Source organism: Psychrobacter sp. LFX-11D (assembly GCF_904846475.1).
Taxonomy (GTDB): Bacteria; Pseudomonadota; Gammaproteobacteria; order Pseudomonadales; family Moraxellaceae; genus Psychrobacter; species Psychrobacter cryohalolentis.
On the sequence record NZ_CAJHAV010000003.1, the window covers coordinates 40,684 to 53,636 of the forward strand.

Sequence of the window (12,953 nt, forward strand, 5' to 3'; positions counted from 1 at the left end):
ATAGCCTGAAACTATTGACGGCTTAAAGGTAAAAGAAATTTACTCCTCTACCCACTCTCCTTTACGCCAGTAAACGCCCCAACGTGTGGCTTTGCCATTTTTCTCAGAGCCGATATACTGCTCTTTTTTCTTGCGCGACCAACGTAAAATCGTCGGATTACCATCTGGATCTTCATCTGGACCTTCAAACAAATACTGGAACTTGTCTTCCATTTTATCTTTAATCTCTCGCAGCTCAGCAAGCTTTGGCGGACGTGTCTCCCGTACTTTAGGGAACTTAGAGGCTGCTAAGAACATGCCCGCTGCGCCTTCACGTAAGATAAAGTAATCTTCATGCTTAACAGATTTTAACTCTGGTAGATGAATAGGATCCATGCGCGGCGGTGCTGCTTCGCCTGTTTTCAATACTTTACGCGTGTTATCACATTGCTGGCAAGCAAAGTAAGGACCAAAACGTCCCGTCTTTAGCTCCATCTGCCCATCGCACTTATTACAATCAATGGTTGGAGAGTCAGAACCAGGCACTTCGAACTTACCTTCTTCTAAGACATAACCATCACAATCAGGATTGTTACCACACACATGCAGCTTAAGACCGCCATCAACGATATAACCATTCATTGCCGTACCGCATTTCGGGCAGCGTTTCTTCTCCATCAAATCTCTGACTTCGGCCGCTTCGTCATCACCTTCGGCATCATCAAGATTGGCAAAAGCTTCGACTGGCATTAAGTTCTTAGTGCCTTTACAGCGTTCTTTCGGTGGTAAGTTGTAACCAGTACAACCTAAGAATACACCCGTTGAACCGGTACGTAGCTGCATTGGACGAGCACAAAGATCGCAATGGACATCTGGTACATCGGTTGGATCATTGGGGCGCATGCCGTCTTTTTCTTTAGCACGATCAAGCGTTGTCTTGAAGTCACCATAGAAATTATCGAGGACATCTTTCCAGTCGGTATCGCCTTCTGCCACATGGTCAAGCTTATCTTCTAAGGCGGCGGTAAAGGTATAATCCATCAAATCAGGGAAACTTGCGGTTAATCTATCGGTGACGATATCACCCATTTTTTCGGCAAATAAACGCTTGTTTTCGAGCTTTACATAACCACGATCTTGAATAGTCGAGATGATAGAAGCATAGGTCGATGGACGACCGATGCCTTTTTTCTCAAGCTCTTTGACCAAGCTTGCCTCAGTAAAACGCGGTGGCGGCTTGGTAAAATGTTGACTCGGATCAAGCTTATCTACTATTAATTTATCGCCTTTTTTCACATCTGGTAATAAGTTATCGTCGGTCTTGGCAGGTGGCATCACTTTAGTATAGCCATCAAATACCAAGGTACGACCGCGTGCTTTTAACTCAACGTCGTCAGCAGCAACGAATAAATTCACTGATAGATATTTTGCTGGTAGCATCTGACAGGCCACAAACTGACGCCAGATTAGCTCATACAAACGTATTGCATCACGTTCAACGGCCTTAAGCTGCGTTGACTTCATATTGACGTTAGACGGACGTATGGCTTCATGCGCTTCTTGTGCGCCTTGTTTATTACCATAGAAATTCGGCTTTTCTGGCACGTATTTCGCACCATAGCTGTCTTCGATATAGCCACGTACCGCAGCAAGCGCATCACCTGATAAAAAGGTCGAATCGGTACGCATATAAGTAATGTGACCCGCTTCATATAAACGTTGCGCTAAAATCATGGTTTTCTTAACTGAGAATCCCAGACGCGTGCTGGCGGCTTGTTGCAAAGTCGAGGTAATAAAAGGCGCACTTGGTTTCGACTGCGTTGGCTTCTCTTCACGTTCTTTGACGATAAAGTCATTTGCTTTTAGGACATCTAATACTTTATCGGTCTGCTCTTTATTGACGAGCTTTAGCGTTTTGCCGCCTTGCTTAGTGGCTTCTAAACGAATACCAATTTGCTCAGCGTCTGCAGCTTTTTTGGCTTTGCTCTCAGCAATATGGGTATCGGCATGAATCTGCCAATACTCTTCTGGAATAAAGGCGCGGATTTCATGCTCACGCTCAACAACCAAGCGCATGGCAACTGACTGCACGCGACCCGCCGATAGACCACGAGCAACCTTTTGCCACAAAAGTGGCGATACCATAAAACCAACGACACGATCTAAAAAACGCCGCGCTTGCTGTGCATTAACTCGGTCAATATCAAGTTTAGACGGTTGCTTAAAGGCATTTTGAATGGCAGATTTGGTAATCTCGTTAAAAACCACACGCTCATACTTACTGTCAGCGCCGCCGATGACTTCTTTAAGATGCCAAGCAATCGCCTCTCCCTCTCTATCCATATCCGTTGCCAGATAGATTTTGTCAGCATCTTTGGCTAAAGCTTTCAGCTCTTTGATGACCTTGGTCTTATTTGGCAAGACTTCATAGACTGCCGCCCAATCATGCTCAGGGTCGACACCCATACGCCGTACCAATGCTTGCTGGGTTTTTTCTTCTTTGCTTAGACTGTCATCTTTTTTGGTCGTTGCTGGTTTCTTTGCGCTTTTACTTGCACCGACTGGCAAATCTCGGACATGACCGATACTTGAGCGCACGATAAAATCATCACCCAAGTATTTATTGATGGTTTTTGCCTTGGCGGGTGATTCAACAATTACCAAAGATTTGCCCTTTGGACTGGCTTTCGGGCTGCCTTTAGGTTTGTCAGCAGCGGGCGCTGCACTTTTTTTAGCTGCGGGTTTTGTCATAGGTGACGACACCATAATAAGTAAATTAAAATAAGAATTGTCTAGCAGCATGCCATTTATAGGTTTGGTTATAAGGGCGTGGCAAATTATTGTAGTAATGGCTGCTAGTAAAATCGGTTATAAAACAAATGATAACCATAACGAAAGGTTTCAGTTATAAAGACGTTACACTGCTAAGGCTTAAACTGTCAACTGAAAATGACTAAGCGTCTGCCAAAAGCACTTGCATATCGTTCTTTTATGGAGACGAAAAAACAATTTGCTACCTTGTGGCGATTTTTATAGGATCTTTTGCATCTGCAGCGCCCACTCTTCAAGCTTTTCTTTGAGCGCTAATAAATCGCTCTCAATCAATTTTTGCTGATAAGTAGGATTGGTCGCAGGGCGTACATAAGCGATATCTTCCCAATAAATTACGATACTATTTGCCTTAGTCAATAGCCCCTTTACATAGGGCTCAATACTGACTGGCAAATCAAGTGGCATCTTGTCCAAACTGACATTGGGCTTCTTAATTGCTGTATGGGTATTGCTTTGATTCGCACGAATAGCCGTTGGCACGATAAGCTTATTATCATCTGTAGTCGTATCAACAAAACTACTATCTGGTCGCCATTGCCCATCAATCACTTGATAGCGGGTAAACGGCAGATTGGTATTTTCTAATATTAAGCAATACTGACCCATCATCCCGCGACCATACTCGTTGTCTTTACCCTTTATCCAGTCAGGACAAGTGACCAGCTTTGGATTGAGCTGCAAGCGGCGCGCGGTCATACGCAGCTTATCTAAACGCTGATCGATACCGCTCGGCTTGAGCGCCATCATACTCCCTAATACGAATAGTACAATGAGAATAGCAATCCACATACCCATGACAATCTGACCTTTTAGCTAATAAGTTCGCTCATAACAGCGATTATTTTATACGTGACTGACCTTGATAACTGTATTTATAATGCGTGTCAGCCCTCAAAAATCAAGAAGAATAGAGCGCAAGTACACAAATTACCGCATGCTAGATTATCTATCGTTATGAGACAAGCCACCAGCTAATCTACAATATCGCTGATATTTATAGTGGCATATCAAATACTTAGTACAGAAAGCTACTCGTTCGATAACAAGATACAAAAAGTCGAGCCTATAAAAAGGTGCTATGATAAACCATAATTTTAAACGCGCGCAGGTTTATTATGAATAATCTTATTAAGCGAAACTCATCGAGTGCCAATTTTACTCAAAAATCGCGCAGTCCAATCATGAGTAGGTCCAGCGTTGCCCTAACACTAATCGGTGTTGCCTTATTTACTTTACCAGGCTGTGCTACCACCCAAAAAAGCCTGACGCCGCAGCAATGTCAAAGCAGCAACTGGCAAGAAGTGGGCTATGCCGACGGTATCAATGGGCGCTCAGGGGATTATTTTGGTCATTATGCTAATAGCTGTGCTAGTGCTGGCGCTCCCATGCCAAACCGTATTCAATGGGAACAGGGTCGTCAGCTGGGGCTAAAAAAATACTGTACTGAGCTAAATGCTTATAAGCGTGGTCGTGAAGGCTATGACTGGCAGCCTGTCTGCCCGCTTGAAGGCATTGAAAAGCTCGAAGAAGCTTACGCGCAAGGTCGCTATTACCATATCCGCCAACGTGACCTTGATTACTTGCGTTCGCCTTATCCGTTTGGTTATGGTCCTGGACGCTATGGCGGCTACGGCTATCGCCCGTTTGGCTACGGCTGGTAAGCATTTATCAAGAATAAAAGCCAAATAATACATTAATAAAATAAAGGAAACCTCACAAGATTACCTTGTGAGGCCGGAGAGAAAGTTTATTATTTTGATGGTTCTTATTATTATTCTGCTGATTTTTCTGTTAATAAGTTTGCTGATATTTTTAGCAGTCTTATGGCTTTAACGATTATTCATTAACAAAGGCTATTTTGCTTAGTCCCGCTTCACTCGCCGCTGCCAACACTTGAGCGACGGTATCATATTTACTGTCTTTATCAGCACGTAGCTGTACGGAAGGATCTTTGCCAGCGGCACTTTGCTGCTGCAAGCGTACTTCTAGCTCTTCCATACTAATAGGATCGCTGTCCCAAAATATCCCTGCATCTTTATCAATACTGATTTGGATCGCTTCGGGCGGGATTTCATTTAACATCGCACTGGTCTTTGGCAAATCTAATGGCACTGCCGGATTCAATACGCTCGCCGTCAATAAAAAGATAATCATCAATACCAGCATGATATCGATCAGCGGAATGAGGTTCATCTCATTCATGCTTTGACTACTATCATCACCCAATTGAAATGCCATAATATTCTCAATACGTTTTGTATAATCATCAAAGCTATTACTTTCTAGCTTATCTGTCGCTTCGCTTTCTTTTAATGTAAAACCCTATCAATAAATAGAGTTACGGCTGTGATGGTGCTGATTCATGATAATGTTCTGTTTGTTGAGGGGCTTGCGTCTCTGTATGATTACCTTTTACTAACTGAGCTTGAGTCACGGCAGATTCATTATTTATTGATGATTGTTGTGTGACTGCTAGCGCAGCAGATTGCGCCAGTAAATCATGGGCGCGATCATTTGCATGGTACATGATGCTACGATTAATACGTACAGCAAGGTTATAGAACACTACCGCTGGAATCGCTACGGCTATTCCTAAACCGGTCATGATAAGTGCCTCACCGACCGGTCCCGCTACCTGCCCAAGTCCTGCTTGTCCGCTCATACCAATATTACGTAGGGCATGGAAAATACCCCATACTGTCCCAAACAGACCAATAAACGGTGCAATCGCTGCTGTCGTACCAAGGATAGGCAAACCACGCTCGCTAGCAAAACGGTAGCGACCAATGTGCTTTAGCAAGGTTTGCTCAGTAATCAAACGCCGCGTCGCTGCATCTGCCACGCTTAGATCTGAGTGTTTTGCCTGCATCTGCTGGCTCAAATCATCAGCAACAGTCGTCACCAATTTTCGGCTTTGTAGCACCCGAATGATGCCCGTGACCCAAGAGATGATAGATAAAGCGAGCAGTAAAAAGAACAAGGTTCTAGTCACCATGTCGCTATATTGCCAGTAAGTTGTAAAGTCCATGTCAGACTCCCTAGTAAGTTGTGCCATCACATAAACCTGCAGCGACTATCGCATTTATGCTTATCGTGAAAAGATTAGAATGTATGTTTTTATAGATGGATAATCATTAAGGTACTGCGTAGCTCACAGGCAAGGTCACATTGCCAACCACTGGTACGCCAGCATTATTCGTAAAGGGTTTAAACTTGCCTGAGCGCACTTGCCGCGTCGCTTCTTTATCCAATGCCGCATTTCCCGAAGATTGAGCGATACGCACATTATCGATCCCGCCCTGCTTATTTACCCTCAGTATCAACACTACGTTGAGCGTATCACCCGAATTTGCTCGTCGTGCAACGCGCTCAGGGAAACTGAAGTTTGGGGCTGATACCCAATTTGCCGAGCTGGCGGTAAAATTGACAGGCTCATTACTTTCAGCAGCTGCTTTAGCGGCCTCTTCTGCTTGCTTAGCCGCTCTTGCTGCTTCGGCACTCGCTTTAGCTTGGGCATCTCGAGCGGCTTTAGCATTTGCTACTCTTTGCGCTTCCTGAGCCTGCGCCTGTTGCATCTGTATTTCTTGCGCGGCGACTTGGGCTTGTGCTGCTACAAGTCGACGTTGCTCAGCTTGCTGATTGTTAACCTTTTGGTTATTAGCAAGCTGCTCAGATATGGCTTTATCAATGGCGGGATGCGACTCTTCTTTCTGAATCTGTTTTTGTGACGGCTTTTCTTGAGCAATCGACGTTGTCTTTTCTTTTTTGACCAGCGGTGTAATATCAGGTTTGCGTTCTTGTACCACTGGTTGTTTTGGCGTCTCTGTGACCGGCTTTGGTTTTATTATAGCCTGCGGTTTTGGCGCTGGCGTGCTTTTATCTATCACAACCTTAGTCACTTCTTTTTCAACAGATTTCACCACTTTTTCCGGCTCTTTAGGTAATGATACCAGCTCTATTTCAATAGGCGGCGTCTGTTTGGGCGGCGCGACTTTGGGTACAGACGGTTTCATTGCCACCAATGCCACTGCCGTAAGTACGTGAAGCCCTACTACAACTAGTATCGCTATCAAGATTGATTTAAGTGGAGGCGTCTCTAAATCCGTTGAACTCATAATACTCTAGCATTTAACCGTCATAGAATGGTGGTGATAATAATGCAAACGATAATTATTATCAATAGTAAATTTCTAATATTTCAGGCGTTATTGTGAATTTTTTAAGTTCAATCTGGGTCAGTATGCGAGTCTATTATAACCTGAATACACTTAGTTAATAAAAATCATTATCATCTTTATTGATAATACGTCTCAATTACTTTATGATGGCGGCTGAATTATTTACCCAATTTATAATAAAACACCGAATCATTTAACCTGCCGTTAAATGAAGATTTTTATCGAGCAGGTTGTATAAAACTGCCAAAACCCGTCCTATACCGAGTTATCTATGTCTACTACCTCATTCTCTAGCCACCGTGCTACTCCTGTTTTTAAACGTCCCTTAATAGCTGCTCTCATGACTGCACTGCTTACTAGTATTACCGTAACTGGCTGTAGTGCTCCTGAATCTAATGACTCAGAACCCGCAGATAGCAACACCGAAAATAAAACCGCTGATAAAGCCGAAAATGTCGCCACTAACGAGGCGGTTTCTGTGACCACTATTAGCGTTGATACCATCAAGGGATCTGTTGATTTGGCAATCAACCCATCGCCGCTAGTGGTTTATGACATGACCTTGATGCAGGATTTGGCAGCACTCGATGTCGCTGTTGATGGCATGCCAAGCGGTCTAAAATTGAATAACCTGCATTCAAAAACTCAACCAGATCCGAAAGAAGTCGGCACGGTATTTGAGCCAGATCTTGAAGCATTAAACGCAATGCAACCACAAGCTATCTTGGTCGGCTCGCGTATGGCAGAGAAATATAATGCGCTCTCAAGCATCGCCCCAACGCTCGATATGAGTATTGATACTGCCAATATCTATGAGTCTAGCAAACAGCGCTTGCATGATTTGGGTGCGTTATTTGGCAAAAGCGATCAAGCCTTGAAGCTGCAACAGGATATCGACGGTCTTATTGATGAGACGAAAACAGCGACCAAAGATAAAGGCAATGGCTTGATCATCATGGTTAATGGTAATAAGTTGTCTGCTTACGGTGATAAGTCACGTTTTGGCTTTATCCATACCGTAGTTGGCGTACCTATGGTAGATAATCAGATAAAAGACGCCGATCATGGTCAGCCGGTTTCCTTTGAATACTTGCAAAAAACCAACCCTGACTGGTTGTTTGTGATTGACCGTAGCGCGGCTATCGGTGAAGAAAGCGTTGGTGCAAAAGCCGTCTTGGACAATCCATTAGTCGCGCAAACAACGGCTTGGAAAAAATCTCAAGTGGTCTATCTAAGCCCAGATTCATACCTAGCATTTGGCGGTTATTATCAGTGGATGCAAGATTTGACCGCGATTAAAACGGCATTTAGCCAAGCAAAGTAAATATTTTTATTCGTTGAAAAACAGACGTAAATGCCCATTCTTGCGTCTACCCTTTACGCCAGCCATAAGTTAGCAGCCGTTATGCCCCTATTTTCTAATCACGCTACTAATATTGATAACGCTAATAGTGATACATCTATATCTTCTGTACCCTCAAGATGGCAGCAGAAGGTAAATGGTCAGTTAAACTCTAAACCACGCCACGCAAAAATAGCACCTGGGTTAATCAATACAGCAAGCTTTGTCATCATGGGAATGTTGGTATTGCTAAGTTTATCTATTGGGGTTGCTGACTTTTCATGGTCAGGTGTTTTTCATAGCCTCGCCAATCATAGTGCCAACTCAGACAGCTCACTGATGCTGGTCAGTCGTTTGCCGCGGACGATTGCTATTATTTTGACCGGAATTGCCATGGCAGTGGCTGGGATGATTATTCAAGTGGTACTCAAGAATCGCTTTGTAGAGCCGTCTATGGTCGGCGCAACCCAAAGCGCTGCCCTTGGCTTATTGGTGGTGAGTCTGTTCTTTCCAGCCAGCGCGCTAATTATAAAGATGAGTGTGGCAACCATTGCGGCGGTATTTGGCATGATGCTCTTTATGCTGCTGATTCATCGTATTCCGCCGACAGATTTCTTGATGATTCCGTTGATTGGTATTGTCTTTGGCGGGATTATTGATGCTATTACTACCTTTATTGCCTATCAAACGGAAACGTTACAGATGCTCAGCGTTTGGCAATTTGGTGACTTCTCAAGCGTGTTGTCAGGACGGTATGAGCTGTTATGGTTGACCGGCGTGCTATGTATTATCGCTTATATTATCGCCGATAAGCTGACCATTATTGGTTTGGGCGATAATATTGCTTTAAATTTGGGTATCAGTAAGCGTCATGTGACGTGGATTGGCGTTGGTATGGTCGCCATGATGAGTGCCGTGGTCGTGGTGACGGTTGGCATGATTCCTTTTATTGGTTTGGTCGTGCCGAATATCGTCAGTCGCATTATGGGCGATAAGCTCAGGCGCAGCTTGCCAGCGGTCGCGTTATTGGGCGCTTCAGCGGTATTGCTTTGCGATATTATCGGGCGCTCGATTCGCTATCCGTTCGAGATTCCGGTAGCGACCGTCTTTGGTGTGGTCGGAACGGTGGTGTTTTTATGGCTCTTATTACGTGCACCTGCTGAGTCCTAAATGAGTTAGATTATCTAAGTTATCGTTGTTTTACTTGCCATTCTCTTTTATAAGATTAGCGTATGTTTTTACCTTCTGCCTCGTCTGGTCAAACGACTGATGCTACTATTGATAGTGCTAAGAGTGCTACCGCCAACCTGAACCCATTAGCAAAATTCTGGGCAAGGCTATGGTTAGCTATCAGTCAACAGCCTAAATCTGTTGCTGCTCTTGTTTTATTAATCTCCGCCATATTATTTTTAACCGTCAATGTCCATGGGCATTGGGACTTTGCCCTGCCACTACGCGGTAAAAAACTATTGGCGCTGATGGTGGTCGGCTACGCAATTGGGGTCTCTACTCTGCTTTTCCAGACTTTAACCCATAACCCTATCCTCACGCCCTCATTATTGGGCTTTGATTCGCTTTATGTATTATTACAAAGCGTATTGGTATTTTTCTTAGGGGCGATTAGCTTTACTAGTTTTAATCCGATTGCCAAATTTTCGCTTGAGATTGTATTGATGTTTGGTGCGTCGTTGCTGCTGTTTAAATTACTGTTTTCCAAAAGCAGTCAGGACTTAACGCGGCTGATATTGGTAGGGGTTATTTTTGGAGTCTTGTTTCGCAGCTTATCAGCCCTGATTGCGCGACTGATTAATCCAGATGATTTTGTGGTGGTGCAATCAGCAAGTTACGCGCAGTTTAATACGGTCAATCCGCAGCTATTAGTCATCAGTCTATTTATTTGTGTCGTGAGTGCGCTATTTATTTGGCGCTGGCGGTATCAATGTGATGTGCTCATGTTGGGTAAAGCGCAGGCAACTAATCTCGGTATTAACTATCAACGTTTGGCATTTGGGCTATTAACTGTCATCGCGGTATTGGTCGCTACAGCTACGGCGTTGGTCGGTCCCGTGACCTTTTTTGGCTTATTGGTCTGCGCTTTAGCCAATCGACTGGCGCGCCATATGTATCATAGCGAACGGCTCATTTTAGTGAGTTTAGTAGCGATGATTTGCTTGGTACTCGGTCAAACACTCTTTGAACAAGTGCTCGGTATGGCAGGCGTCCTGTCCGTCGTTATTGAGATGGCAGGCGGCTTGGTATTTTTAGTATTGATATTTATGAGCCAGCGGCGCTTGAATTAAAAACTCTAATCACTTATTGAACATTCAGCTAAAAAAGAAGCATTATGATAAAAATAACGGGTGTATCGCATCATATTGGCAAGCAGCAGATTTTGCACGATATCAACTTATTATTGCCACCGTCACAAGTCATCGCTTTAATTGGTCCCAATGGTGCCGGTAAATCGACGTTATTTTCGGTGATGGCGCGGTTGCAATCATTGCAAAGCGGACAGGTTAGCTTTGCTGTAGATAATGAGGAACGTGATATTGTTCAATGCAATGCGCGTACCCTTGCGACAACGGTAGCGATGCTCAGTCAAGACAATCAAGTACAAGGGCGGCTGCGGGTACATGAATTGCTGATGTTTGGGCGCTATCCCTATCACCAAGGACGACCTACTGCGAAAGATCAGCAAAAGGTTAAAGAGATTATCGAGCGTTTTGAACTAGAGTCCTTAGCTGAGCGTTTTTTATCTGCATTATCGGGTGGACAGCGGCAACGGGTGCTGATTGCGATGGTTGTTTGCCAAGATACACCGTATTTATTGCTTGATGAGCCGCTAAATAATCTCGATATGTATCATTCAGGGCGCTTGATGCGTGAGCTGCGTGAGTTAAGTCATAGCCAGAAAAAAACCGTGGTCATTGTCCTCCATGACATCAATCAAGCCGCCCAGTTCGCTGATACGGTGGTGACCATGAAGGACGGTCAAGTACAAGCTATTGGACGTCCTGTCGATGTCATTACCCAACAAACCATGAAAGATCTCTATAACGTTGATGTGACGGTACTTAATCATCAAGGTCGTCCGGTAATCGTGGATGCGGCTTAAAATCGTACTTGTAAACGGCTTTGTCACTTTTAGACCAATTTATCTCAGCTTTCGCAAAGATTTTAAGCGTTGCTGTCGACCTTTCCACCACAGATATACCCCAGTACCAGACAAGACGGCAACGGCTAGTCCAATCAATGCCAAGAAGATTTGATATGCCAGATGACCGACACCATGACTGATATGTCCCATATGTAAAGTAGATAACCATTGGTCAGCTTTATGACCAAATGGGGCGTTTTGATAAGCAAAATTTATTTTCTCAATGCTACCATCTCTTGCATTGACTGTAATTGAAGACGCGCCACTTTTCTTGCCGATGTCTTGATTGGTTTTAAAGCGCATTTGCCACTGCTTATCTTCCTCAACCCAGCGAACGCCTAATAATTGCTGTACGGTTAAGCCGTTTTCTTGCGCGGCAATATTCGCTTTCTTGCCTAAATAATTGATACTATTGGCTTTATTAACAATATTAGCGGTGATCATTTCAGTGCTAACTGGTGCGCTAGATTTATCTGCTTTATTTAATTTATCTTCTTTGCCTTTGTTGCCTGCTTTACTGTCAAGCCCTACCACCGCTTGCATCACCGGCTTATAGATCTGCTGCAAATTAAAACCCACACTTGACCATGCAATCACAAACAGCATCAGCCACAACCATAAACCAAACGCATGATGCACATCATAATTAAGCTTAAAGGTATTGGTTTTGGTGCGGATTTTCCACGCAGGCAGCCAGCGTATTAATAAAGAAGCCCGTTTTTTAGCAGGATATTGGGGCGGTACCTGATTCTTTTTAACCGCTCTTGGAAAGGTCAAATAAAATCCAATAAAACAATTAATCGTCCAAACAAGCGCAATAATACCTAGTACTAACTTACCAATATCACCAAGCAACAACTCACGATGCAGCCAGAACACCTTCCACATGGTATTGCGCCATGCCCACTCGTCTTTATCACGTGCCCCAATGATATCCGCAGTATAGGGATTGATATAAACCTCTTGAAATAAAGGCGCAGGTTCTACCTTTACATCGCCTTTATATTTATCAACCGCAAAGACGACGGCGCGGTTAGGCTCGATTGCCACGGGCATGGTTGAAAAACCGTATTCTGGATAGCGGCTAATCACCTTGTCATGCAAGGTGGCGATAGACAATGGCGGTGTCTGCGCTTTCTCAACAACCGCCAAACGCTGATTAAATACCGCGTCCAGCTCATCGTGAAATGCCAATAGTGCGCCCGTTATACCAGCCATGAGTAAAAAAGAGGCCATCACAAGTCCAGTATAACGGTGAATCCATAGGCAAGTTTGGCGTGGGTTAAATGAAATCATTGATTATTATTCTTTATTAATTTTAGCGTTAGAATTGCGCTAAATGCTGATGTGTTAAAGACGCATAAAACGATTTAAAAAAGACATATGGTTTAAAAAAGAGGTTTCAACATAAAAAAGCCAGCTCTTATACAAAGCAGCTGGCTTTTTTGATACTCATTTTTTACGC

Annotated in this window: 11 protein-coding genes; 5 read left to right on the forward strand and 6 right to left on the reverse strand. The window is 43.9% G+C overall.

Annotated features, from left to right (window positions below; translation table 11 throughout):
- Positions 1-39 precede the first annotated feature (39 nt).
- Together topA and JMX75_RS03140 are read right to left on the reverse strand one after the other, a co-directional pair.
- Entirely contained in the window at positions 40-2,730 is a 2,691-nt protein-coding gene (gene topA, locus JMX75_RS03135) for a type I DNA topoisomerase (protein WP_227672990.1), read from the reverse strand.
- Positions 2,731-3,009: 279 nt separating this feature from the next.
- Positions 3,010-3,606, reverse strand: coding sequence for a hypothetical protein (locus JMX75_RS03140; RefSeq protein WP_020444081.1), 597 nt, complete (start codon positions 3,604-3,606; stop codon positions 3,010-3,012).
- A 320-nt stretch (positions 3,607-3,926) separates the two neighbouring features.
- On the opposite strand from JMX75_RS03140, the gene JMX75_RS03145 reads away from it, so the two are divergent.
- Entirely contained in the window at positions 3,927-4,472 is a 546-nt protein-coding gene (locus JMX75_RS03145) for a DUF2799 domain-containing protein (RefSeq protein WP_227672989.1), read from the forward strand.
- Positions 4,473-4,647: 175 nt separating this feature from the next.
- Here the strand turns inward: JMX75_RS03145 and JMX75_RS03150 are convergent, their stop codons facing one another.
- From JMX75_RS03150 to JMX75_RS03160, 3 genes are all read right to left on the reverse strand, one after another.
- Positions 4,648-5,049 (reverse strand): ExbD/TolR family protein, encoded by a 402-nt coding sequence (locus tag JMX75_RS03150; protein ID WP_011514224.1) that lies wholly within the window; start codon positions 5,047-5,049, stop codon positions 4,648-4,650.
- Positions 5,050-5,149: 100 nt separating this feature from the next.
- Complete coding sequence (locus JMX75_RS03155) at positions 5,150-5,839, reverse strand: MotA/TolQ/ExbB proton channel family protein (protein WP_201530950.1); 690 nt, start codon at positions 5,837-5,839, stop codon at positions 5,150-5,152.
- A gap of 106 nt (positions 5,840-5,945) precedes the next feature.
- Positions 5,946-6,926, reverse strand: coding sequence for an energy transducer TonB (locus tag JMX75_RS03160; RefSeq protein WP_201530952.1), 981 nt, complete (start codon positions 6,924-6,926; stop codon positions 5,946-5,948).
- 334 nt (positions 6,927-7,260) lie between these two features.
- Here JMX75_RS03160 and JMX75_RS03165 point away from each other — a divergent pair, with 334 nt between their 5' ends.
- The 4 genes from JMX75_RS03165 to JMX75_RS03180 all read left to right on the forward strand — a co-directional run bounded on the left by JMX75_RS03165 (position 7,261) and on the right by JMX75_RS03180 (position 11,446).
- Positions 7,261-8,313, forward strand: coding sequence for a siderophore ABC transporter substrate-binding protein (locus JMX75_RS03165; RefSeq protein WP_201530954.1), 1,053 nt, complete (start codon positions 7,261-7,263; stop codon positions 8,311-8,313).
- 81 nt (positions 8,314-8,394) lie between these two features.
- Entirely contained in the window at positions 8,395-9,501 is a 1,107-nt protein-coding gene (locus tag JMX75_RS03170; RefSeq protein WP_201530956.1) for an ABC transporter permease, read from the forward strand.
- A 62-nt stretch (positions 9,502-9,563) separates the two neighbouring features.
- A complete protein-coding gene (locus JMX75_RS03175) occupies positions 9,564-10,631 on the forward strand; it encodes an iron chelate uptake ABC transporter family permease subunit (protein ID WP_201530958.1) in 1,068 nt (355 codons plus the stop codon).
- A gap of 44 nt (positions 10,632-10,675) precedes the next feature.
- Positions 10,676-11,446: an ABC transporter ATP-binding protein gene (locus JMX75_RS03180; protein ID WP_201530960.1), complete on the forward strand. Its 771-nt coding sequence runs from the start codon at positions 10,676-10,678 to the stop codon at positions 11,444-11,446.
- Positions 11,447-11,485: 39 nt separating this feature from the next.
- Here JMX75_RS03180 and JMX75_RS03185 read toward each other — a convergent pair whose 3' ends face one another.
- Complete coding sequence (locus JMX75_RS03185) at positions 11,486-12,784, reverse strand: PepSY-associated TM helix domain-containing protein (RefSeq protein ID WP_201530962.1); 1,299 nt, start codon at positions 12,782-12,784, stop codon at positions 11,486-11,488.
- Positions 12,785-12,953: the final 169 nt, after the last annotated feature.

Coding starts and splice junctions, on each gene's coding strand:
- JMX75_RS03165 (WP_201530954.1), top strand. CDS start 7,261: ATGTCTACTACCTCATTCTCTAGCCACCGTGCTACTCCTGTTTTTAAA.
- JMX75_RS03145 (WP_227672989.1), top strand. CDS start 3,927: ATGAATAATCTTATTAAGCGAAACTCATCGAGTGCCAATTTTACTCAA.
- JMX75_RS03150 (WP_011514224.1), bottom strand. CDS start 5,049: ATGGCATTTCAATTGGGTGATGATAGTAGTCAAAGCATGAATGAGATG.
- JMX75_RS03180 (WP_201530960.1), top strand. CDS start 10,676: ATGATAAAAATAACGGGTGTATCGCATCATATTGGCAAGCAGCAGATT.
- JMX75_RS03155 (WP_201530950.1), bottom strand. CDS start 5,839: ATGGACTTTACAACTTACTGGCAATATAGCGACATGGTGACTAGAACC.
- JMX75_RS03140 (WP_020444081.1), bottom strand. CDS start 3,606: ATGGGTATGTGGATTGCTATTCTCATTGTACTATTCGTATTAGGGAGT.
- JMX75_RS03160 (WP_201530952.1), bottom strand. CDS start 6,926: ATGAGTTCAACGGATTTAGAGACGCCTCCACTTAAATCAATCTTGATA.
- JMX75_RS03185 (WP_201530962.1), bottom strand. CDS start 12,784: ATGATTTCATTTAACCCACGCCAAACTTGCCTATGGATTCACCGTTAT.
- topA (WP_227672990.1), bottom strand. CDS start 2,730: ATGACAAAACCCGCAGCTAAAAAAAGTGCAGCGCCCGCTGCTGACAAA.
- JMX75_RS03170 (WP_201530956.1), top strand. CDS start 8,395: ATGCCCCTATTTTCTAATCACGCTACTAATATTGATAACGCTAATAGT.
- JMX75_RS03175 (WP_201530958.1), top strand. CDS start 9,564: ATGTTTTTACCTTCTGCCTCGTCTGGTCAAACGACTGATGCTACTATT.